Annotated in this window: 23 protein-coding genes; 7 read left to right on the top strand and 16 right to left on the bottom strand. The window is 67.3% G+C overall.

Features of this window, described 5'->3' with window-relative positions; translation table 11 throughout:
- Positions 1–169 precede the first annotated feature (169 nt).
- The 6 genes from ABIN76_RS09455 to ABIN76_RS09430 all read right to left on the bottom strand — a co-directional run bounded on the left by ABIN76_RS09455 (position 170) and on the right by ABIN76_RS09430 (position 6,176).
- Positions 170–1,240 (bottom strand): BMP family ABC transporter substrate-binding protein, encoded by a 1,071-nt coding sequence (locus ABIN76_RS09455; protein ID WP_346959530.1) that lies wholly within the window; start codon positions 1,238–1,240, stop codon positions 170–172.
- A 348-nt stretch (positions 1,241–1,588) separates the two neighbouring features.
- Positions 1,589–2,614, bottom strand: a complete 1,026-nt coding sequence (locus ABIN76_RS09450) for an NADP-dependent oxidoreductase (RefSeq protein ID WP_346959456.1) — start codon at positions 2,612–2,614, stop codon at positions 1,589–1,591.
- On the bottom strand, positions 2,611–3,042 hold the full coding sequence (locus tag ABIN76_RS09445; RefSeq protein ID WP_346959455.1) for an organic hydroperoxide resistance protein: 432 nt from the start codon (positions 3,040–3,042) through the stop codon (positions 2,611–2,613). The genes ABIN76_RS09450 and ABIN76_RS09445 overlap by 4 nt, the downstream gene beginning before the upstream one ends.
- A 53-nt stretch (positions 3,043–3,095) precedes the next feature.
- Complete coding sequence (locus ABIN76_RS09440) at positions 3,096–3,488, bottom strand: MarR family transcriptional regulator (protein ID WP_346959529.1); 393 nt, start codon at positions 3,486–3,488, stop codon at positions 3,096–3,098.
- A gap of 244 nt (positions 3,489–3,732) precedes the next feature.
- The gene (locus ABIN76_RS09435; RefSeq protein ID WP_346959454.1) at positions 3,733–4,932 is read right to left on the bottom strand and encodes an amidohydrolase; all 1,200 of its coding nucleotides are present in this window, start codon (positions 4,930–4,932) and stop codon (positions 3,733–3,735) included.
- A 101-nt stretch (positions 4,933–5,033) separates the two neighbouring features.
- Positions 5,034–6,176 (bottom strand): sugar phosphate nucleotidyltransferase, encoded by a 1,143-nt coding sequence (locus ABIN76_RS09430; RefSeq protein WP_346959528.1) that lies wholly within the window; start codon positions 6,174–6,176, stop codon positions 5,034–5,036.
- Between the two features lie 320 nt (positions 6,177–6,496).
- On the opposite strand from ABIN76_RS09430, the gene sdhC reads away from it, so the two are divergent.
- The 5 genes from sdhC to ABIN76_RS09405 all read left to right on the top strand — a co-directional run bounded on the left by sdhC (position 6,497) and on the right by ABIN76_RS09405 (position 10,917).
- Positions 6,497–6,877: a succinate dehydrogenase, cytochrome b556 subunit gene (sdhC, locus tag ABIN76_RS09425; RefSeq protein ID WP_346959453.1), complete on the top strand. Its 381-nt coding sequence runs from the start codon at positions 6,497–6,499 to the stop codon at positions 6,875–6,877.
- A gap of 3 nt (positions 6,878–6,880) precedes the next feature.
- Complete coding sequence (locus tag ABIN76_RS09420) at positions 6,881–7,348, top strand: succinate dehydrogenase hydrophobic membrane anchor subunit (protein ID WP_346959452.1); 468 nt, start codon at positions 6,881–6,883, stop codon at positions 7,346–7,348.
- A 120-nt stretch (positions 7,349–7,468) separates the two neighbouring features.
- A complete protein-coding gene (gene sdhA / locus ABIN76_RS09415) occupies positions 7,469–9,268 on the top strand; it encodes a succinate dehydrogenase flavoprotein subunit (RefSeq protein ID WP_346959451.1) in 1,800 nt (599 codons plus the stop codon).
- Between the two features lies 1 nt (position 9,269).
- Positions 9,270–10,052: a succinate dehydrogenase iron-sulfur subunit gene (locus ABIN76_RS09410; RefSeq protein ID WP_146335452.1), complete on the top strand. Its 783-nt coding sequence runs from the start codon at positions 9,270–9,272 to the stop codon at positions 10,050–10,052.
- A 94-nt stretch (positions 10,053–10,146) separates the two neighbouring features.
- Positions 10,147–10,917 carry an alpha/beta fold hydrolase gene (locus ABIN76_RS09405; protein ID WP_346959450.1) on the top strand — a complete coding sequence of 257 codons (771 nt, stop codon included), beginning with the start codon at positions 10,147–10,149 and terminating at the stop codon, positions 10,915–10,917.
- Here ABIN76_RS09405 and ABIN76_RS09400 read toward each other — a convergent pair.
- From ABIN76_RS09400 to glyA, 10 genes are all read right to left on the bottom strand, one after another.
- Positions 10,874–11,869, bottom strand: coding sequence for a YihY/virulence factor BrkB family protein (locus ABIN76_RS09400; RefSeq protein ID WP_346959527.1), 996 nt, complete (start codon positions 11,867–11,869; stop codon positions 10,874–10,876). The genes ABIN76_RS09405 and ABIN76_RS09400 overlap by 44 nt on opposite strands.
- A gap of 112 nt (positions 11,870–11,981) precedes the next feature.
- On the bottom strand, positions 11,982–12,659 hold the full coding sequence (locus ABIN76_RS09395) for a 2'-5' RNA ligase family protein (protein ID WP_346959449.1): 678 nt from the start codon (positions 12,657–12,659) through the stop codon (positions 11,982–11,984).
- Positions 12,660–12,663: 4 nt separating this feature from the next.
- Complete coding sequence (gene trpS, locus ABIN76_RS09390; RefSeq protein ID WP_346959448.1) at positions 12,664–13,785, bottom strand: tryptophan--tRNA ligase; 1,122 nt, start codon at positions 13,783–13,785, stop codon at positions 12,664–12,666.
- Positions 13,786–13,801: 16 nt separating this feature from the next.
- Positions 13,802–14,635: an exodeoxyribonuclease III gene (locus ABIN76_RS09385; protein ID WP_346959447.1), complete on the bottom strand. Its 834-nt coding sequence runs from the start codon at positions 14,633–14,635 to the stop codon at positions 13,802–13,804.
- Between the two features lie 10 nt (positions 14,636–14,645).
- Entirely contained in the window at positions 14,646–15,218 is a 573-nt protein-coding gene (locus ABIN76_RS09380; RefSeq protein WP_346959446.1) for a hypothetical protein, read from the bottom strand.
- A gap of 63 nt (positions 15,219–15,281) precedes the next feature.
- The gene (locus tag ABIN76_RS09375; protein ID WP_346959445.1) at positions 15,282–16,142 is read right to left on the bottom strand and encodes an ABC transporter permease; all 861 of its coding nucleotides are present in this window, start codon (positions 16,140–16,142) and stop codon (positions 15,282–15,284) included.
- Positions 16,139–17,002: an ABC transporter permease gene (locus tag ABIN76_RS09370; protein ID WP_346959444.1), complete on the bottom strand. Its 864-nt coding sequence runs from the start codon at positions 17,000–17,002 to the stop codon at positions 16,139–16,141. Before ABIN76_RS09370 ends, ABIN76_RS09375 begins: the two co-directional genes overlap by 4 nt.
- 10 nt (positions 17,003–17,012) lie before the next feature.
- On the bottom strand, positions 17,013–17,963 hold the full coding sequence (locus tag ABIN76_RS09365; RefSeq protein ID WP_346959443.1) for an ABC transporter ATP-binding protein: 951 nt from the start codon (positions 17,961–17,963) through the stop codon (positions 17,013–17,015).
- Positions 17,964–18,158: 195 nt separating this feature from the next.
- Positions 18,159–19,103 (bottom strand): bifunctional methylenetetrahydrofolate dehydrogenase/methenyltetrahydrofolate cyclohydrolase, encoded by a 945-nt coding sequence (locus ABIN76_RS09360; RefSeq protein WP_346959442.1) that lies wholly within the window; start codon positions 19,101–19,103, stop codon positions 18,159–18,161.
- A 4-nt stretch (positions 19,104–19,107) separates the two neighbouring features.
- On the bottom strand, positions 19,108–20,409 hold the full coding sequence (gene glyA / locus ABIN76_RS09355; RefSeq protein WP_346959441.1) for a serine hydroxymethyltransferase: 1,302 nt from the start codon (positions 20,407–20,409) through the stop codon (positions 19,108–19,110).
- A gap of 284 nt (positions 20,410–20,693) precedes the next feature.
- On the opposite strand from glyA, the gene purU reads away from it, so the two are divergent.
- Positions 20,694–21,554: a formyltetrahydrofolate deformylase gene (gene purU, locus ABIN76_RS09350; protein WP_346959440.1), complete on the top strand. Its 861-nt coding sequence runs from the start codon at positions 20,694–20,696 to the stop codon at positions 21,552–21,554.
- Between the two features lie 67 nt (positions 21,555–21,621).
- Positions 21,622–22,035, top strand: coding sequence for a class I SAM-dependent methyltransferase (locus tag ABIN76_RS09345; protein WP_346959439.1), 414 nt, complete (start codon positions 21,622–21,624; stop codon positions 22,033–22,035).
- The last annotated feature ends 152 nt before the right edge of the window (positions 22,036–22,187 follow it).

Below are 22,187 nucleotides of genomic sequence, written 5' to 3'. Positions count from 1 at the left end.
ACTCTGACCAATCTCGAAGTATGTCCGGGTCACGGCCCGGATGCCGGTGATGGGGCTGCAGAACCAGCCTAGTGCCTGCGGCTCTGGCCCGGGCGGGGCCGCCGCAACGAAAAGCGCCACAGCCCGTTCGGTCTGGGACCGTCCGGGCCGTGGCGCTTAGCGGCGGAAGTTAGGCCTTCGGGCTGGCTGCGGACTCAACCTTCAGCTTGCCGTCGGCGATGTCCTTCTTGATCTGGTCCAGCTCGGACTTCAGTTCGGCCGGAACCTGGGAATCCAGGTCGTGGAACGGAGCCAGCTGGACGCCGTCGTTCGCGAGGGTGCCGACGTACGGCGCGTTGGTGAACTTGCCGTCCTTGTCTTCCTTCACAACGGTCTCAACGGCCTCGCCCATCTGCTTCATGACGGAGGAGAGCATGATGTCCTTGTAATCCGGGGCGGTCAGGAAGCCGTCGGAGTCAACCCAGATGAGCTTGACGTCCTTGCCGGCGGCCTTCGCTTCCTTCAGCGCGGCGCCTGCACCCTTGCCGACCGGACCGGCGACGGGCATAACGATGTCCGCGCCCTGGTCCAGGAAGTTCTGGGTGAACTGCTTGCCCTTGTCCTGCTTCTCGAAGTCACCGGTGAAGGAGCCGTCCTGCTTGGCCTTGTCCCAGCCAAGAACCTTGACGTTCTTGCCCTTCTTCTCGTTGTAGTACTTCACGCCGTCGGCGTAGCCGTCCATGAAGATGGTGACGGTGGGGATCTTGATGCCGCCGAAGGTCGCGACCGTGCCGGTCTTGGTGGTGCCGGCTGCGAGGTAACCGGCCAGGAAGGCGGCCTGGGCCGTGTCGTAAATGATCGGCTTGACGTTGGCGATCGGCTTGTCGTAGCCGAAGTCGATGATCGCGAAGTGCTTGTCCGGGTTCGCGGTTGCCTGCGCCTTCGTGGCGTCGCCGAGCAGGAAGCCGACCGTGACGGTCAGGTCGCAGCCGGCGGTGACCATGGCGCGCAGGTTCGGTTCGAAGTCGTTGTTGGTCTTTGATTCGACCTGGTTGACCTTGATGCCCAGGTCCTTTTCGGCCTTCTTCAGGCCCTCGTAGGAGGACTGGTTGAACGACTGGTCGTCGAATCCACCGGAGTCGGACACGATGCAGCCCGTGTAGTTGGTGGCGCTGGCGCTGGCGCTGCTGCTGGCGGTCGGGGCAGCCCCGCAACCGGTGAGCAGCAGGGCGGCCGCACCTGCGGTGGCGACGCCGGCCATTGAACCGCGCTTGAAGTTTGCGCGCAGTGAGTTCTTCAAAGTTCCTCCAGGAAGAAAAAGAGATAGGCGCTACGACGGAAGTTCAATGAGTGTCTGCTTCCGGTTTTCCCCCGAAACACTGTTGTCACTGACGGATTCGCAGCACTGCGCCGAGGCGCACTGATGGAAGCTACTTTAGTGTCATGGAACACGTCTAGTAACACACTTCACAGCCGTTTCCCGGATTGTTGAGAACTTGTTACCAACCGGTACCCCCTCCCCTGCGCGAACGTACACTTGAGGCCCCGAAATCCGAAGAAATCGGGGCCCCAAGTGTACGTTCGCGCCCTGCTAATCAGGCCGGGAGGGTCAGATGCGGACCAGCATCTTTCCGGTGTTCGCGCCGTCCAGCAGGTCCATAAAGGCCTGCGGCGCATTTTCCAGGCCGTCCACGATGGTTTCGTCGTAGCGGACGGTGCCGTCAGCCAGCCACCCGGACAGCTTCTCGACGAACTCCCCCATGTACTGCCAGTAACCGCCGACCAGGAATCCCTTGAGCGTCAACTGCTTGCCGATCGCCAACATGAGGTTCCGCGGCGCCGGCGTCGGCTCGGTGGAGTTGTATTGCGCGATGGCACCGCACATTGCCACCCGGCCGCCGACGTTGAGCACCGACAGCGCAGCCTCGAGGTGCTCGCCGCCGACGTTGTCGAAGTAGACGTCGATGCCCTTCTCTCCGGCGACCTCCTTCAGGAGGTCGCGGACCGGACCGTCGTGGTAGTTGAACGCGGCGTCGAAGCCCAGTTCCAGCAGCCGGGCCACCTTCTCCGGAGTGCCGGCACTGCCGATCACGCGGGAAGCGCCCATGGCCTTGGCGATCTGTCCCACCAGGGAGCCGACGGCGCCGGCTGCTCCGGAAACGAAGACGGCCTCGCCGGGCTTGAATTCGGCGACCTTGAGCAGACCCGCGTAGGCGGTCAGTCCGGTCATGCCCAGTGCGCCGAGGAACGCCGACGCCGGGGCCAGATCGGTGCGGGCCGGCGACGTCGCGCCGGCGTCCAGCACCGCGTATTCGCGCCAGCCCATGCTGTGCACGACGGTTTCCCCCACGGCGCGGTCGGCCGAGCGGGAGGCGATCACCTCACCGACGGCGCCACCCTCCATGGCCGCGTCCAGCGCGAACGGGGCCGAGTAGGACTTCACGTCGTTCATCCGGCCGCGCATGTACGGGTCCACCGAGATGAACAGGTTGCGGACGAGGACCTGGCCGTCCTGCAGCTCCGGCAGGGCCGATTCGGCGAGGCGGAAGTTGTCCGGCACGGGCCTGCCGTGCGGGCGGGACGCCAGCTGGATCTCGCGGGTGACGGTGGGGAGGGTGGTGGTTTCGGTGCTCATGCGGCGACCTCCAGGATCTTGATGTCTACGGTGATGTTGCCACGGGTGGCATTGGAGTACGGGCAAATCTGGTGGGCCTTGGCCACGAGCGACTCGGCGGTCTGCCGGTCCACGGCGGGCAAGGCAATTTCGAGTTCGGCGGCGAGGCCGTAGCCGGATCCTTCCGCCAGCGCACCAAAGTGGATCTTGGCGGCGACGGCGGAATCCGTCAGGTCGGCCTTTTGCTGGCGTCCCACCAGCCGCAGCGCCGAGTGGAAGCACGCCGCGTAGCCGGCGGCGAACAGCTGCTCCGGGTTGGTTCCTTCGCCGCTGCCGCCCAATTCCACCGGGCTGGCCAGGGTGACGCTGAGTTTGCCGTCGGACGTCTGCGCGTTGCCGTCGCGCCCTTCGCCGGAGGCCAGCGCCTCGGCCGTATAGAGAGTCTTCATTTCGGTTCCGATCTGTTGGGAAGTCAGGGAGGTTTTTAGGGAGCGGGCGGCGCTCAGCGGCCGGCCTGGAGTGCGGCGGTGAGCCGGCCCAGCGTTTCGCGGAGCTGGTCGAGTTCCGCGGTGGAGAGGCCGGCGGCTTCGGCGAGCCGCTGCGGGATGCCGGTGGCGCGGGCGCTCAGGGCGGCGCCGTCCTCGGTGAGAAATACCTCCACGCGCCGCTCATCCGCGGCAGACCGCCGTCGTTCCACGAGTCCCAGGGTCTCAAGCCGCTTCAGCAGCGGCGAGAGCGTCCCGGAGTCCAGGCCGAGCTCCTCGCCCAGTTCGCGGACGCTGCGGGGCTGGTTTTCCCAGAGCACCATCATCACGAGGTATTGCGGGTACGTCAGACCAAGTTCGTCCAGCATGGGCCGGTAGGCGGCGGTGGCGGCCCGGGAGGCCGAGTACATGGCGAAGCACACCTGCCGGTCAAGGCGGGGCGCATCAAGCGCGGGTGCATCGAGGGGAATGTTTTTAGCCACCCTCAAACCGTAACGCACAATTCAATTGTGCACAACTCAATCCGTTCTGGCTGGAGGCCGAACGTACACTTGAGGCCCCGAAATCGCTGATTTCAGGGCCTCAAGTGTACGTTCGCGCGGGGTCAGCGGGCCCCAAGTGTACGTTCGCGCGTGGGGCGCGTGGGGGGTGGGGTTAGAGGTCGCGGACGGTGCGGAGGGCCGCGGCCGTGAGCACCTGGATGCCGAGGCCCAGGGCCCGTTCATCCAGGATGTAGTCGCCGCGGTGCAGGTCGTACTCCTCGCCGCCGGGGGTCTTGGTGCCGAGCCGCATCATGGCGCCGGGCAGGTCCGCCAGGAACCAGGCAAAGTCCTCGCCGCCCATGGACTGCGGTGTCAGCACCACGGAGCTCTCGCCGATTTCGGCCCGGGCCGCGGCCTCGATCAGTGCGGTCTCGTGTTCGGAGTTCACCACCGGCGGCACACCGCGGGTGTGCTCCAGGTGCACGTCGACGCCGTAGGGCGCGGCGATCTGCTGGACCACCTCGTCGAGGATCTCCCCCGCGCTGTGCCAGGCGTCGCGGTCCAGGCAGCGCATGGTGCCGGCCATGTAGCCACTCGCGGGAATGGCGTTCGGCGCCGAGCCGGCCGAGATGTGCCCCCACACCACGGACACACCGCTGCGCACGTCCACGCGGCGGGACAGCACGGCCGGGACGTTGATGGCGATCTGCGCGAGGGCGAAGACGAGCTCCTCGGTCAGGTGCGGGCGCGAGGTGTGGCCGCCGCGGCCGGTCAGTTCAATCTTGATGGTGTCCGACGCCGAGGTGATGGCGCCGATCCGGGTGCCGATCTTGCCGACCTCGATCCGGGGGTCGCAGTGCAGCGCCAGGATCCGCGGCACCCCCTCCAGCACGCCCTGTTCAATGCAGGCATGGGCGCCGCCGGGCATGGTCTCCTCGGCCGGCTGGAAGATGATCCGCACCGTGCCGCCCAGCGGCGAGGACTCGTGCATCCGCTGCAGGATCAGGGCGATGCCCAGCATGGTGGTGGTGTGGACATCGTGGCCGCAGGCGTGCGTGACACCGTGGTTTTTGGAGGCGAACGGCAGCCCGGTTTCCTCAATGATGGGCAAGGCATCGATGTCGCCGCGCAGCGCTGTGGCAATCGGCCCCTCGCCGACGTCGACAGTGAGCCCGGTTCCCTCGAGCCGGCGCGGCGCCAGGCCGGCGGCTTCGAGGCGCTGGGCCAGCTTGTCCGTGGTGCGGAACTCCTTAAAGGACAGTTCCGGGTGCGCGTGCAGGTCGCGGCGGAAGGCGATCAGCTCCGGCAGGAGTGGCTCCAGCCACGGCCCTACAAGGGTGGTTGGCTCGGCTTCAGTAGTGTAATTGCGCACACAATTACTCTAGCGAGCGTCGGAAAAATAGCCGCATCGCAGTCGGAGGATTACGCCGGCCAGGCCACGGCAGCGCCGAGGGCAGCGCCCAAGGCAGCGGCCTAGAGCACGTCCGTGTCGCCGCTGGCCTTGAGCGCGTCCACCGCGGCCTTGACCCGCTGGGAGTGGGCCTTCGTAGTTACCAGCAGCGCATCCGGGGTGTCCACGATGACCACGTCTTTGATGCCGATCAGGGCGATCACCCGTTTGGTGTCGGTGACCACCACGCCGCTGGCGTTTTCGGTGAAGACGCGGGCGCCCTCGCCGATCACGGTGACGTCGTCGACTTCCTTGGCGCTGTTGAGCCGGCCCACGGAGGCGAAGTCTCCGACGTCGTCCCAGCGGAAAGTGCCGGGCACGACGGCGACGTCCCCGGCTGCCGCGGCGGGCTCGGCCACCGCGTAGTCGATGGCGATCTTGGGCAGGGTCGGCCACACGCGGGCGGTGACCTCGTCGCGCAGCGGGGTGTCCCAGGCCTTGGCGATCTCCTGCAGGCCGGCGAAGAGCTCCGGCTGGTTGGCTTCGAGGTGCTTGAGCATCAGCGAGACCGGGGCGACGAACATGCCGGCGTTCCAGACGTACTCGCCGCTATCCACATACTGCTGGGCGACTTCCTCGCTGGGCTTTTCAACGAATTCGACGACGGTGTGGGCGCTGGGGGCCCCTTGCACGCTCAGCTTGTCGCCGGCCCGGATGTAGCCGAAGCCGGTGGACGGGTGCGTGGGCTTGATGCCGATGGTGACGATCTTCCCGGCGGCCGCGGTGTAGATGGCTTCGCGGACGGCGTCCTGGAACAGCGAGTCGGGGCTGATGACCTGGTCCGCGGCGAAGGAACCCATGATGGTTTCCGGATCGCGCTCGTGCAGGATGGCGGCGGCGAGGCCGATGGCCGCGCCCGAATCCTTCGGCTCGCTCTCCAGCACGAGGTCCGCTTCGTCCACCTCGGGCAGCTGGCGGCACACGGCCTCGCGGTGCGCAGTTCCGGTGACGACCAGCACGTTGCTGCCGGCGAGGGGTTCCAGCCGGTCGTACGTGGCGCGCAGCAGGGTGCTGCCGGACCCGGTGAGGTCGTGCAGGAACTTCGGGGCGGCGGCCCGGGAGAGCGGCCAGAGCCGGGTCCCCACACCGCCTGCCGGAATCACCGCGATGAAGCGCCTCAGCGGGGAGTCCGCCGCAGCGCCCTCGGGTGAAACGTGGCTGTCCATATTGTCTGTAGTCATCACGGGCTACTTTAGCCGAACCCCGCCCGTTGGCCCCGGGGCACGCACGCGGCGCGGGAAGAACCGCAGCGCACGCTGCGCCCACCGCCCCTGCTTACGGAACCCTCCGCGGGCTCGGCAAATGTGGCGTTCGTCTCAAAACCCGTCAAAAACCGCGCCGGGCGCCGTCACCATCGATCCGCTGAATTGAATAAGCTGACAGCGAAGCCTAGATTTAGGCTTGAGCTTACGAGTGCTCTCGCAGCAGGCGTTCCCCCCGCGTGGATCCCATGCCAGCGCCGCTGTGTTGCAGGGAGGTTTATTCAGTGCCGACAAAACCAGCTGGCACCTTGTACCGCGGCCGTGAAGGCATGTGGTCCTGGGTTGGACACCGCGTTACCGGTGTAGTGATCTTTTTCTTCTTGTTGGTCCACGTGCTGGACACCTCATTGGTGCGTGTGTCCCCCGAGGCCTACACCGCCGTGATCGGTGCCTACAAGAACCCCCTTATGGCCCTGGGTGAAACGGGCCTCGTCGCAGCGATCGTGTTCCACGCCTTCAACGGCCTGCGGATCATCGCCGTCGACTTCTGGAAGAAGGGCGCGAAGTACCAGCGCCAGATGCTGTGGACGGTTCTGGCCCTCTGGGTCGTCATCATGGTCGGCTTCTCCATCCGCCACCTGTCCCTCGCCCTCGGAGGTCACTAAGCCATGAGTGCAACGCAGATCCAGAGCCCCCGCAGCGGCAAGATCGCTCCGCAGTACCGCCGCAGCGGCTCCTCCAAGGGCAACTTCGAAATGCTGGCATGGCTCTTCATGCGGCTTTCCGGCGTCGTCCTTGTGGTCCTCATCTTCGGCCACCTGACCGTCAACCTGCTGGTGGGCGAAGGCATCCACGCGATCGACTTCGGCTTCGTCGCCGGCAAGTGGGCCGACCCGTTCTGGCAGGTCTGGGACCTGGCCATGCTGTGGCTCGCCATGCTGCACGGCACCAACGGCGTGCGCACCATCATCAACGACTACGCCGAAAAGGACGCGACGCGTCTCTGGCTCAAGATCGTGCTCTACGCGGCCGCCGCGGCCATCATCATCCTCGGCACCCTGGTGATCTTCACCTTCAACCCGTGCCCCGTGGTCGACGGCGTGCAGCTGCCCGGCGGGTTCTGCCCCGCCCCGTAGCGGCCCGGTCCCCCGGGCGTTGATCCCTGCCTGCCCGCGCGGGCCTAGGATCGCAAGACTTCACTGCGCAGGCTCCGCCGGCGGTGTTTACAGCGAATTTTGAGAGAAAGAGCATCTGGTATGCAGGTCCATAAGTACGACGTCGTCATTGTCGGTGCCGGTGGCGCTGGCATGCGCGCCGCGATCGAATCCGGTCAGCGCGCGCGAACAGCAGTACTGACCAAGCTTTACCCCACGCGCTCCCACACCGGCGCGGCGCAGGGCGGCATGTGTGCAGCCCTGGCCAACGTCGAGGAAGACAACTGGGAGTGGCACACCTTCGACACCATCAAGGGCGGCGACTACCTGGTGGACCAGGACGCCGCCGAGGTCATGGCGAAGGAAGCAATCGACGCCGTCCTGGACCTTGAGAAGATGGGCCTGCCGTTCAACCGGACGCCCGAGGGCCGGATCGACCAGCGCCGCTTCGGCGGCCACACCCGCGACCACGGCAAGGCCCCGGTCCGCCGTGCCTGCTACGCCGCTGACCGCACCGGCCACATGATCCTGCAGACCCTGTACCAAAACTGCGTCAAGCACAACGTCGAGTTCTACAACGAGTACTACGTCCTGGACCTGCTGACCGTCGAGGAAGACGCGGTCCGCGAGGACGGCACGCCGTACAAGCAGAAGCGCGTCGCCGGCGTCGTCTCCTATGACCTCGCCTCCGGCGAACTGCACGTCTTCCAGGCCAAGTCCGTGGTGTTCGCCTCGGGCGGCGCCGGCAAGGTCTTCAAGACCACCTCCAACGCCCACACCCTGACCGGTGACGGCATGGGCATCGCGTTCCGCCGGGGCATCCCGCTGGAGGACATGGAGTTCTTCCAGTTCCACCCGACCGGCCTGGCCGGCCTGGGCATCCTGCTCTCCGAGGCCGCCCGCGGCGAGGGCGCGATCCTGCGCAACTCCGAGGGTGAGCGCTTCATGGAGCGCTACGCCCCCACCATCAAGGACCTCGCCCCGCGCGACATCGTGGCCCGGTCCATGGCCAACGAAGTCCGGGAAGGCCGCGGCTGCGGCCCGAACAAGGACTACGTGCTGCTGGACCTGACCCACCTGGAGCCGGCGCACATCGACGCCAAACTGCCGGACATCACCGAGTTCGCCCGCACCTACCTGGGTGTGGAGCCGTACACGGAGCCGGTTCCGGTCTTCCCGACGGCGCACTACGCCATGGGCGGCATCCCCACCAACATCAGCGCCGAGGTCCTGCAGGACAACGACACCGTCGTCCCGGGCCTCTACGCCGCCGGTGAGGTGGCCTGCGTTTCGGTGCACGGTTCCAACCGCCTGGGCACCAACTCGCTGCTGGATATCAACGTCTTCGGCAAGCGTGCCGGCATTGCCGCCGCCGAATACGCCAAGACCGCTGACTTCGTGGAACTGCCCGCAGATCCCGAGGCGTACACGCTGAACCTCCTGGAGCACGTCCGCACCGCTGACGGCACCGAGAAGGTGGCCCAGATCCGCAAGGAACTGCAGGACACCATGGACGCCAACATGCAGGTGTTCCGCACCGCCGAGACGCTGAACCAGGTCCTGAAGGACATCGCGTCCTTCGAGGAGCGGTACCAGCGGATCAGCGTCCAGGACAAGGGCAAGCGCTTCAACCTGGACCTGCTCGAGGCCGTGGAGCTGGGCTTCCTGCTGGAGCTCGCCAAGGTCATGACCGTGGCGGCCCTGCACCGCGAGGAATCCCGCGGCGGACACTTCCGCGAGGACTTCCCCGAGCGTGACGACGAAAATTTCATGAAGCACTCCATGGCGTACAAGGATGACCACGCCCCGGCGGACGGATCCGCCGAGGCGATTGCCGGCATCCGGCTTGCCACCAAACCGGTGGTCTTTACGCGCTACGAGCCGATGGTGAGGAAGTACTAAGATGACCGCTGAACTCGCTGAGCCAGCCTCCAAGATCGAACTGCCCGCCGGCGTTGGCGGCGGCGGGGACATCCCGTCCTTCGACGTCCACCTGCGCGTGCGCCGCTACAACCCGGAGGTCTCCGACGAGTCCACCTGGGACGACTTCCACGTCACCATGTACGGCACCGACCGTGTCCTGGATGCCCTGCACAAGGTCAAGTGGGAAATCGACGGCAGCGTCTCCTTCCGCCGCTCCTGCGCCCACGGCGTCTGCGGCTCCGATGCCATGCGCATCAACGGCCGCAACCGCCTCGCCTGCAAGACCCTGTTGAAGGACCTGGACACTTCCAAGCCCATCACGGTCGAACCGATCAAGGGCCTGCCGGTGGAAAAGGACCTGATCGTGGACATGGAACCGTTCTTCCAGTCCTTCCGCGAAGTCATGCCCTTCCTGATCAACCGCGGCCACGAGCCCACCAAGGAACGCCTGCAGTCCGCCGAGGACCGCGAGCGGTTCGACGACACCACCAAGTGCATTCTGTGCGCCGCGTGCACCTCGTCCTGCCCGGTGTTCTGGACCGATGGCCAGTACTTCGGCCCGGCCGCGATCGTCAACGCGCACCGCTTCATCTTCGACTCCCGTGATGACGCCGGCGACATGCGCCTGGAGATCCTCAACGACAAGGAAGGCGTGTGGCGCTGCCGCACCACCTTCAACTGCACCGAGGCCTGCCCCCGCGGCATCCAGGTCACGCAGGCCATCGCCGAGGTCAAGCAGGCCATCCTGTCCCGCAAGATCTAGCACCTGCACCACCGCACCAGCTTTAACGACGACGGCGCCTCCCACCTTCCGGTGGGGGCGCCGCCGTCGTAAGCCCCCTAAACGAAAGGCCCCTGTGTCCCGCTCCGAAAAAGTCAGCTTCGAAGGTTCCACCGGGGAGCTGCTCTCCGGCGTCCTTGACCTCCCCGAGGGGCCGGTAAAGGGCTGGGGTGTGTTCTCGCACGGCTTCACGCTGGGCAAGGACAGCCCGTCCGCGTCCCGGATGTGCAAGGCCCTGGCGGACAACGGGGTGGGCATGCTCCGCTTCGACAACCTCGGGCTGGGCGAGTCCGCGGGGCTCTGGTCCGAGGGGTCCTTCAGCCACAAGGTGGCGGATACCGTCAAGGCCGCCGAGTTCATGCGCGACTCCGGCCGGCCCGTCTCGCTGCTGGTGGGGCACTCCTTCGGCGGCGCCGCGGTGCTGGCGGCCGCCGGGAGCATCCCGGAGCTCGACGCCGTCGCGACGGTCGGCGCCCCGTTCTCGCCCAAGCACGTCGCGCACGTCTTTGACGCCGCGCTGGACCGCATCCTGAGCGAGGGCAGCGCCGAGGTGGACCTGGGCGGCAAGCGCGTGGAGATCCGCCGGCATTTCGTCGAGGACCTGGAAAGCGCGGACCTGACCGACTGCATCCGGCGGCTGCACAAGCCCCTGATGGTGCTGCACTCCCCCACCGACAACACGGTTGGCATCGACAATGCCAGCAGCATTTTCCAGACCGCGCGGCACCCGCGCAGCTTCGTCTCGCTCGAGGGCTCCGACCACCTGCTCACCGGCAAGGGCCAGGCAGCCCGCGCGGCGAAGATTATTTCGGCGTGGGCCGACCAGTACCTCGACGCCGGAAACTAGCCGCCGGGAGGCGGCGTTCCCGGGGCTCCACCGGGGTCTTCCCCGGCTGCACCTGGCGGGCTCCCCAACCGGTCGTCCTGGCGGCCGTGGCGGTGCTGAGGTCCTCCTCCCGCACCGCGGACCACGCGGCGGAGACGAGGTAGACCTGGCTGACCAGGTTGAACCAGATGAGCAGGCCGATGATGATCGCAAAGGGCGCCAGGATGGGGTTCCGGCCGGCGCTGGCCAGGAGTTCGGCGCTGAAGATCTGCAGCACGCTGGTACCCACCGCGGCCAGGCCGGTGCCTTCCAGGAGGGCGCGGCGCCGCAGTTTCAGGCCGCCGGCGAGCCGGAACATGATCAGCGCGGTCACCCAGCCCAGCACCAGCGGCACCGCGATCTTGATGGACGTGGTCAGCGGACCGGCCACCAGCGGGTCGAGGCGGAGTTGCTCGGCAACCCACCCGGCGGCGGTGCCGAAGACCAGCGAGGCGCCGGCACTGATGACCAGGGCGACGCCGAGCAGCAGGAGGGTGCCGACGTCGTGCAGTTTCAGCAGGACTGGGTTGATCTTCAGCGGACCCAGCCGCAGTACGCCGCGCAGGCCGTCGCGCAGGCCTCCGATCCAGCCCAGCGAGGTCACCACGGTGACGACGGCGGCGATTACGGCGGTCCAGCCGAGGCCGTTGGGGTTCAGCAGGTCCTGCGGGTCCACCAGCCCGTCACGGCCGTCGACCTTCAGCAGGCCCGGGGCTGCCCTGACGACGCTCTTGATGATCTGGTCCAGCAGCACGGGCTGGGCGCTGAGGAAGAGCCCCGCCACGGAGAAGCCGGTGGCCAGCAGGCCGGTGATGGAGAAGAACATCCGGAATCCGATGCCTGCACTCAGCAGCGGGCCATGCTGCAGGTTGTAGTGCTGGAAGGCGCGCATCGGACGGAGGACGTTGAGTCGGGCGATCAGCCACTGGACCATCGCGAGCGGCGCGGCCGGGCCGCCGCCGGAGGAGCGCCGGGCCTTGCCCCAGTCGACCCGTTTCCGGATGACTTCCAGTTTCAGCCCGGCAAGGTCGGTGGGAAGCGGAGGGTCAGCGGGTGCCTGCTGCGCCGGCCTCGCCTCGGTGGTCGTCAGGTTCGGTGCCAAAGTCAAGCTCTTCCCGTAGCTGCCAGATGCCGTTGTCATCGTGCTCGTAAAGTCCCATGCTAACCACCGGGAAGCTGGCCCTGTAATCTTTCAGCGCCGTTTCGGCCTCGTCGAGGCTTTCCGGAGCCACGTCGTGCGCCACGGTGACGTGCGGGTGGTAGGCGAACGGGAGTTCGCGGTCAAGCGGCCCGGCCTGGAGCTGCCGGTGCAGGTTGACGCACTCGCCGAAGCCGTCCTCGACGTTCAGGAAGACCACCGGCGAGACCGGCCGGAATGAACCGGTGCCGGCGATCGTCACGGTGAACGGTTCCTGTTTGCGAGCCACCTCACGGACGTGGTGGCACGTGGCCTCCCAGTCCTGCGTCACGGTCGTGGTGACGAGCGTGATGTGCGCCGGGATGGTCGCGGCCATCGGGTCACCGAAAGAGGCGCGCCAGCGCTGCAGTTCCTCGGCGATGTCCGGCGGGAAGCCCAGGATGACGCCGATGCTGATGCCTTCGTCCGGGGTTTCACCGCTGGCAGGTGCCGCACTCCGGTGGGGTGCGGCACCTGAACCCCGGCGGGCGCCGTGGTGGCTGCCGCGCCCGGTGTCGCTGGCGGTGACTTTGCTGGCGGAGGACATTGCGCTAGTGGACTCCCCGTGCTCCGGCGTAGGGCAGGAAGCCAACCCTGGTGTACACGTCCCGGAGGGTCACCGAGGCGATCTCCCGGGCCTTGTCCGCGCCCAGGGCGAGCAGCCGGTCCAGCTCCGCGGGATCGTCCAGCAGCTCGTTCGCCCGGTCGCGGATCGGACGCAGGTGCTCCGTGACCACCTCCGCGAGGTCCACCTTGAGGTGGCCGTACATTTTGCCCTCATACGCGGCCACCAGCTGCTCCACAGTCCGGCCGCTGATGGCCGAGTAAATCGTCAGCAAGTTCGAGACGCCGGGCTTGTTCTCCCGGTCGAAACGGATTTCGGTTTCCGCGTCCGTCACGGCGGATTTGATCCGCTTGGCGATCACCTTGGGGTCGTCCAGCAGGTTGATCAGGCCGGCCGGCGACTCCGCGGACTTCGACATCTTCGCCGTCGGGTTCTGCAGGTCGTAAATCTTCGCCGACTCCTTCTGGATGAAGGGCTGGGGCACTGTGAAGGTCTCACCGAAACGGGAGTTGAAACGCTGCGCGAGGTCCCGGCTCAGCTCCACGTGCTGGCGCTGGTCCTCCCCGACCGGAACGCCGTGCGGCTGGTACAGCAGAATGTCCGCGGCCTGCAGGATCGGGTAGGTGAAAAGTCCGACGCTCGCCTGGTCCGAGCCCTGCTTCAGGGCTTTGTCCTTGAACTGCGTCATCCGGGACGCCTCACCGAAGCCGGTGATGCAGTTCAGCACCCAGGCCAGCTGGGCATGTTCCGGGACCTGCGACTGGACGAACAGCGTGCACTTGTCCACGTCGACGCCGCCGGCAATGTACTGCGCGGCGGTGACGCGCGTGCGGTGGGCCAGTTCGGCAGGATCCTGCGGCACCGTGATGGCGTGCAGGTCCGGGATGAAGAAGACAGCGTCGTATTCGTCCTGCATCCTGACCCAGTTCACCAGGGCGCCCAGGTAGTTGCCGAGGTGCAGCGAGTCGGCGGAGGGCTGCATGCCGGAGAGGATGCGGTGCCTGGCGCCGGGAACCGCCGCAGCCTGGCCGTTGGGTGAGACGGCAGCGTCAAGAGCGACGCCGGCGTCGGCGCCGGTCATGGTCGACGCGTTTGAAGGAGAGGTCATGGGAAAAACCTTAAGACTAGAGCCGGTAGTCCACTACCAGCGGGGCATGGTCGGAGAAGCGTGTGTCCCAGGACGGCGCCCGGTCAACAACTGCTGACACCGCCGCAGCGGCGAGAGCGGGCGTGGCCATGTGGTAATCAATGCGCCAGCCGGTGTCGTTGTCGAAGGCCTGTCCCCTCTGCGACCACCAAGTGTAGGGGCCGTCGACGGTACCCGCCAGGCCCCTGTGAACATCCTTCCAGCCGATTTCCTCGCCGAAGAAGCGGTCGAAGTAGGCACGCTCCTCGGGCAGGAAGCCGGCACGTTTGACGTTGCCCTTCCAGTTCCTGATGTCCAGCTCGGTGTGGCCGACGTTCAGGTCGCCCACCACCAGGGCATGGTCGCTGTGCTTGGCCAGTTCCGGCAGCCGGGTGGACATTACGTCCAGGAAGCGGAACTTGTCGTCCTGCTTCGGGGTGCCGGCCTCGCCGGAGTGCACATACGCACTCGCCACGGTCAGCTGCGAGGCCTCGCCTGCGGCGTCGCGGACGATGTAGTCGGCTTCGACCCAGCGGCCCGCCGTGGCGAAGTAGTCGTCGCCAATGCCGTTGCGGGTGGCGACGGGTTCGGTGCGCGAGGCGATGGCGACGCCGGCGCGGCCCTTGGCTTCGGCCTCGGCGTGCAGGATGTACCAGCCGTCGCCGAGCAGTTCGCGGACGATCGCGTCAGGCGCACGCACCTCCTGCAGGCAAAGGATATCCACGTCCCGCGACGCCAGCCATTCCGCCATGCCCTTTTTGTAGGCGGCGCGGAGGCCGTTGACGTTGACCGATGCGATGCGAAGGTGGTCCTTCTTCAATGCCGAGCTCACCCGTTCCACTCTAGTCGATGATGGTTCCGCGGACCGGCTCGTCGGTGCCGTCCGCGGACTTGATCATGTCCCGTGCGTTGGTGGCCGTGATCTCGATGGTTTCGAGTGCGCGGCGGATGGTGTCCTGGTCCGCGGCGCCGCCCTTGGCGCGTTCCTGCTCCACCACCCGGACCTGCACCTGGACGATCTTGAAGGAGTGGTCCAGCTTCATGTCCCGGATATCGTCGGCTTCGCGGCGGTCACCGACAAGGCGCGTGCCGCCGTGGTCGGCGCTTCCCGACGACGGCGCCCGGCCCACCGCGGAGTTGAACGCGTTCTGCGCCTCGTTCAGCTTGGCGCCGGCCTTCTTGGCGGCGCGCTGGATGCTGAACACCACAAAGGCCGCCAGCGCGAGCCAGAAGGCGGCGATGACCGCGACAACCCAGCCCACGACGTCGTTCTGGTTTGCCGCGAAGATGACGGCCACCAGGAACGCGATGATGAAGACCGTCATTCCGAGGCCGCCGAGGCGGAACATCGAGAATTTGGCGGCGGCGGCGTTGAACGCGGAGGGCTTGGCAGAAGGGTTGTCCAGAGATCGCATGCGCCTATTATCGCAAACCGGCCGGGCCCGGGGCGGCGCTTCCACCCCGGGCGAACGCCGCGCCTACTTCAGGAACAGCTTGCGGAGCCGCCCGGTGGTCAGCGCCACACCAAGCACGATCATGGCGAGGTAGTAGCCGATGTGCACCGCGGTGGCGGGGGTGAAGACGCCGACGCTGATCTGGCGCAGCAGCTCCACTCCGTGCCACAGCGGCATCGCCTGGATCAGCCACTGGATCCACTGCGGGTACACGCTCAACGGGTAGAAGGTGGCGCTGAAGAGGAACATCGGCAGCATCACGAAGTTGATCCAGTCCATTTGCTGGAAGGTCTTCATGAAGCTGGTGATGCCCATGCCGAAGCTCGCGAAGCCGAACGCGATCAACACCGACGCCGGGATCATCAGGATGGCCCACGGCGTGGTGATCAGGCCCATCACGCCCATCACGGCGGTGAAGCCGGTGGCGTACATCAGCCCGCGCAGCAGGGCGAGGAAGATTTCGCCCATCGCGACGTCGATCGGCCCGAGCGAGGTGTAGAGCATGCCCTGGTAGAGCTTCGCGAAGTTCATCTTGAAGAAGACGTTCCAGGTGGAGTCGTAGACGGCGCCGTTCATGGCCGAGACCGCCAGCAGGGCCGGGGCGATGTACGCGGCGTACGAGATCTGCTGCCCGCCGGGGCCCTGCACCTCGCCGACGATCGCGCCCAGGCCCACCCCCATCGAGATCAAGTAGAGCACCGGCTCGAAGAATCCGGAGAGCATGACCATCCAGTTGCTGCTCTTGGTGGCCATCAACCCGCGGGCGACGACGGCGCGCACGTTGCGGGAGTAGAGCGGCCCGAAGCGGCGGTTGCGGGCGGCGTCGGCGACGCTCCGGCCGGCGTCCTGGTTTCCCGAATCGTAGTGTCCGGCGAGCACGCTCATGATGCCATCCTTCTGGCGAACTGGCGCCGGGTCAGGACCCAGCCGAGGACGGCGAGGCCGAGCAGGAAGACGACGTGGACCAAGGTGAGCAGCGGCGCCTCCTCGTAGCCGTAGCTGAACACGCGGCCCAGTTCGGTGCCGTGCCAGATCGGGGAGATCCAGCCGATCCACCGGACCGCCAGGGGCAGGGTGTCCAGCGGGAAGAACGTGCCGGAGAACAGGAACAGCGGCATCACGATGAAGCGCATCACCATGGCGAACTGGCCCTTGTCGTTTTTGATGGTGGCCGCATAGGCCATCAGCGGCAGGCCGAAGGACAAACCGGCCAGCGTGGCCACCAGGATCGAGACCCAGCCCCAGCCGCCCGGGGACGCACCGAACAGTGCCACCACGCCGAAGTAGATGGCGGACTGCAGCAGGAACCGCACCGTGACGGCAATGATCTGCCCGGCCGCGATCTGTTCCGGGGTCAGCGGCGAGGCGTGCGGGCCGTAGTAGACCCGGCGCCATTTGAAGCCGTCCATCACCGGGAAGGTGAACTCGTTGGCCGCCGTCATCACGGCGGCGGAGATCAGCAGCGCGGGGGCGATGAAGGCCAGGTAGCTGACGCCGCCGAAGGCCGCGGTGGAGTTGGTGTCCACCAGCGTGGCGAGGCCCACGCCCATGGCGAAGAGGTAGGCGACCGGCTGGCCGACGCCGTACATCACGATGGTCCAGCCGTAGCCTTTCATCACCCGCAGGACCTGCTCGGCGTAGTAGAAGGCGCCCCAGCGGCGGGCGCGGGCCGCCGAGACGGCCGGCGGGTGCGCGCGCAGGGTGGGCGCCGCCGTCGTACCGGCCGTGTTGCTTGGGTCAGTCAACTCTGCTTCCTTAGTCAACAAGGCTCCGTCCGGTCAGGCGCAGGAAGACGTCTTCCAGCGAGGAGCGGCGGACCAGCGAGGTGACCGGGTGCAGGCCCCGGGCGGAGACCTGTTCCAGGGCGGCCTCGCCGTCGTGGGCGTAGATCAGGACGCGGTCCGGCAGGGTTTCGATCCGTTCGCCGATGCCCTCGAGCTCCGCGGCGACCGTGGCGTTGCGTTCGGAGCCGAAGCGCAGTTCGAGGACTTCACGGGTGGAGTATTCGCGGATCAGGCTCGCGGGGGAACCTTCCGCCATGATCTTGCCCTTGTCCACGACGATCAGGCGGTCGCAGAGCTGCTCGGCCTCGTCCATGTAGTGGGTGGTGAGAATCAGGGTGACGCCTTGTTCCTTGAGCCGGAACAGCCGGTCCCAGAGGATGTGCCGGGCCTGCGGGTCGAGCCCGGTGGTGGGTTCGTCCAGCAGCAGGATCCGCGGTTCGTTGATCAGGGAGCGGGCGATCGTGAGGCGCCGCTTCATCCCGCCGGAGAGGGCGTCCACCTTGGACTTGGCCTTGTCCGTCAGCTGCGCGAACTCCAGCAGCTCGTCCGCCTTGGGCTTGAGGTAGCTCATCGGCAGGCCGAAGTAGCGGCCGTAGACCAGCAGGTTGTCGCGGACCTTCAGTTCCTCGTCCAGGTTGTCCTGCTGCGGGACGACGCCCAGGTGGGCGCGGACCTCGGGCCCGTGCTGCTCCGGGTCCAGCCCCATGATGCTCAGGCTGCCGGAGGTCCGCTGCGAGACGCCGCCGATCATCTTCATGGTGGTGGACTTGCCGGCGCCGTTGGGGCCGAGCAGTCCGAAGGCTTCGCCGGCGGGCACACGGAAGGAAATACCGTCCACGGCGGTGACGTCGCCGTAGCTTTTGGTGAGGTTTTCTGCGGTGATGACGTACTGGGGAGAACCGGTCTCCTCGGGGTTGCTCACGGGAGACTCTTTCGACACAAGTTCAGACACCCGGAACACGGTAGTCGATCCCGGCAAACTATGAAAGAGTCTTTTCGTAAAAAGTCCGGACATTTTCCGTGCCGCCGCCCTCCTGCCAATGGCAGGGCAGCAAAAGGGCGCCCGCTCCGGTCAGGAAGGGGCGCCCTTTTGGCGTGGGTGACCGGCGTGGGTGACCTAGGCGGGAGCGTGCTCCGCGTCGAGGTGCCGTTCGGCGGTTTCCACCACGTTGGCCAGCAGCATGGCGCGGGTCATCGGGCCCACTCCCCCGGGATTCGGGGAGAGCCAGGCGGCGACGTCGGCAGCCGCGGGGTCCACGTCTCCGGTGACCACGGCCTTGCCGGAGCCGTCGTCGACGCGGCTGACGCCGACGTCGAGCACAATGGCGCCCGGCTTGAGGTCCGCCGCCTTGATCATGTGTGGCTGGCCGGCCGCGGCGATCACGACGTCGGCCTGCCGGAGTTCGGCGGGCAGGTCCACGGTGCCGGTGTGGGCCAGGATGACGGTGGCGTTGACGTCCTTGCGGGTGAGCAGCAGGCCCACCGGGCGGCCGATCGTAACGCCGCGGCCCACCACGAGCACACGCTTGCCGTTCAGGTCGATGCCGTGCCGGGTCAGGAGCTCCACGCAGCCCTTGGGCGTGCAGGGCAGCGGGGACTTCATGGGTCCGCTGACGTTCGCCACGAGCCGGCCCAGGTTCATCGGGTGCAGGCCGTCGGCGTCCTTGTCCGGGTCCATGGCCTCCAGGATGGTGTCCTGGTCGATGTGCGCCGGCAGCGGCAGCTGGACGATGTAGCCGGTGCATTCCGGGTTCTCGTTGAGTTCCCGGACCACGGCCAGCAGCTCGTCCTGGGTGGTCTCTTCCGGCAGGTCGCGGCGGATCGAGGTGATGCCCACCTCGGCGCAGTCCTTGTGCTTGCCGCCCACGTACCAGGTGCTGCCCGGGTCGGACCCGACCAGGATGGTGCCGAGGCCCGGGACGATCCCCCGTTCCTTGAGAGCGGCGACGCGTTCGGTCAGTTCGGCCTTGATCGCCGCGGCGGTGGCCTTGCCGTCCAGGATCCTGGCGGTGTGCTCCTGGACTTGGGCGGAGTTGGCGGGTGCGGAGTTGGTGGCGGTCATCGGATCACCACTGCTCGTGCTGCGGGTACAGCGGGAAGTCCTCGGCCAGCTTGTCCACGCGGGCCTGGAGGGCCTCGACGTCGGCGCCGGAACCCGCCTTCAGCGCGGTCGCGATGATCTCGGCGACCTCGGTGAACTCCGCGGCACCGAAGCCCCGGGTGGCCAGGGCGGGGGTGCCGATGCGCAGCCCCGAGGTGACCATCGGCGGGCGCGGGTCGAAGGGTACGGCGTTGCGGTTGACCGTGATGCCGACCGAGTGCAGGAGGTCCTCGGCCTGCTGGCCGTCCAGCTGGGAGTTGCGCAGGTCCACCAGCACCAGGTGCACGTCGGTGCCGCCGGTGAGGACCGAGACGCCGGCGTCGGAGACGTCGGACTGGTTCAGGCGGTCCGCGATGATCCGGGCGCCTTCGAGCACCCGCTCCTGGCGTTCCTTGAATTCCTCGGTGCCGGCGATCTTGAAGGCCACGGCCTTGGCGGCGATGACGTGCATCAGCGGTCCGCCCTGCTGGCCGGGGAAGACGTTGGAGTTGATCTTCTTGGCCCACTCCTGCTTGGCCAAGATCACGCCGGAGCGGGGTCCGGCGAGGGTCTTGTGCACGGTGGAGGTGACGACGTCGGAGTGCGGGACCGGGCTGGGGTGCAGCCCGGCGGCGACGAGGCCGGCGAAGTGCGCCATGTCGGTCCAGAGCAGCGCCCCGACCTCGTCGGCGATCGAGCGGAAGGCGGCGAAATCCAGGTGCCGCGGGTAGGCGGACCAGCCGGCGATGATCACCTGGGGCTTCTCGGCGAGCGCCTGTTCGCGCAGCTTGTCCATGTCGATCCGGAAGTTGTCTTCCTCGACCTGGTAGGCGGCCACCTCGTAGAGCTTGCCGGAGAAGTTCAGCTTCATGCCGTGGGTCAGGTGCCCGCCGTGGGCCAGCGAGAGGCCCAGGATCTTGTCCCCGGGGGTGATCATGGCGGACAGCGCGGCGGCGTTGGCCTGCGCGCCGGAGTGCGGCTGGACATTGGCGAATTCGGCGCCGAACAGGTCCTTGACCCGGTCGATCGCGAGCTGCTCGGCGATGTCGACGTACTCGCAGCCGCCGTAGTAGCGGCGGCCCGGGTAGCCCTCGGCGTACTTGTTGGTCAGGACGGATCCCTGGGCCTCCATCACGGCGCGCGGCGCGAAGTTCTCGGAGGCGATCATTTCCAAGGTGCCGCGCTGGCGGCCGAGCTCCTGGGTCAGGACAGCGGCGATTTCGGGGTCGAGTTCAGCGAGCGGCTGGTTGCTCACGGCTGCTGAGGTAAGGCGTACGGAAGTAGTCACGAAGAACTCCTGGCTTGGCAACGGTCACTGCTTAAAGGTCAGGTTACCGGCTGGCCCGCCGCGGCGCCCCTAAATTACGGGGCCCGGAACGGGACCCGTAAGGCGGGGCGGGCACCCGTGGGGGTGCCGTCGGCGGGGCGGCAGCGTGGCTGCCGGCCGGAAAACATGACCCTCGGCCCAGGCGTACGATCCGTGGTCTGCGTGCGTGCCGCTCCCTGGTGGTTAGCCACCCAACGCCAGTTGCGACAGATCAAGACTATCCCAGCCGCGGGTAGGCTGTCTTCGTGACTGAAGACCAGCTGACTGCCTCCTATATCCTCACCCTTTCCTGCCCGGACCGGCCCGGGATCGTGCACGCCGTGGCCGGCGCCCTCCTGGTGGCCGGCTGCAATATTACGGACTCCCAGCAGTACGGCAGCCAGGGCACCGGCACCTTCTTCATGCGGGTGGAGGCGACGACGGCGGCCCCGGCGGCTGAACTGCACGCCGCTCTGGAACCCGTGGCCCAGGCGTTCGGCATGCAGTGGAGCCTCAACCCGGCCGGCCGGAAGCTCCGCACCCTGCTGATGGCGAGCACCTCCGCGCACTGCCTCAACGACCTGCTGTTCCTGCAGCGTTCCGGCACCCTGCCGATCGAGATCCCGGCCATCGTCTCCAACCACCGGGACCTCGCCGGCCTGGCCGAGTTCTACGGCATCCCGTTCCACCACATCCCCGTCACCCGGGACACCAAGGTGGAGGCCGAGGACGCGCTGCGCAAGCTTATGGCCGAGCACGACATCGAGCTCACCGTCCTGGCCCGGTACATGCAGATCCTCTCCGACGAGCTCTGCACAGAGCTCACCGGCAAGGCCATCAACATCCACCATTCGTTCCTGCCCTCCTTCAAGGGCGCCAAGCCGTACCACCAGGCCCACGCCCGGGGCGTGAAGCTTATCGGCGCCACCGCGCACTACGTCACCGCGGCCCTGGACGAAGGCCCGATCATCGAGCAGGAAGTCATCCGGGTGGACCACCGGCGCACCGCCGAGCAGTTCGTCCAGATGGGCCGCGACGTCGAGGGCCGCACGCTCGCGCAGGCGGTGCAGTGGCACGCCGAGCACCGTGTGCTGCTGGACGGCAACCGGACCGTGGTCTTCAGCTAGGTTCCCGGCCGGGGGCTTGTCTCGGCCGGGGCTTGTCTTCGACGCGGCGCCGCCCTTAACTGGAGCCATGGCAACCACGCGGCAGGACGAGCTCTCCGGGTTCCTCGCCCTACTCAAGGCCGAGGGCCGCCGCGGCGTGCTAGGACTGGACTGCGGACCGGGCGCGGACGGGCTCCTCTTTGTCCGCGCCGGCATCCACTTCACCGGCGTGGATCCCTCGGAGGAGAACATCCACGCGGCCCGGGCCCGGGGCCTCTCGGCGTCGGTCGCGGCCGGGCAGGCGCTGCCCTTTGCAGACGGCGCGTTCCCCGCCGTCTGGGCGGTGGACGCACTGGCGGGACGGCCGCCGGCGGAGTGGGATGACGTCGTCCGCGAGCTGCGGCGCGTGGCCGAACCCGGCGCGCCGATCGCCGTCGTCCTCCCCGACCCCGGGCGTTCCGACCTCGGGCGCGGCTTTACGGTCCTCCGCAACCCCGACTAGGCCCTCCCCATCGTTCGCCTCCTCCACCACACGCTCCCTCACGTCTGGCGGGCTTTTTCCCAACGCTCCCGCACATCAGGCCCGCTTTCCCCCAACGCTCCCTCACATCAGGGCGGCTTTCCCCCAACCCTCCCTCACATCAGGGCGGCTTT

The sequence above is a fragment of the uncultured Arthrobacter sp. genome (assembly GCF_964021775.1).
Lineage (GTDB): Bacteria > Actinomycetota > Actinomycetes > Actinomycetales > Micrococcaceae > Arthrobacter.
Note: the sequence above shows the minus strand (reverse complement) of the source record. Positions and strands in the feature narration are given on the sequence as shown.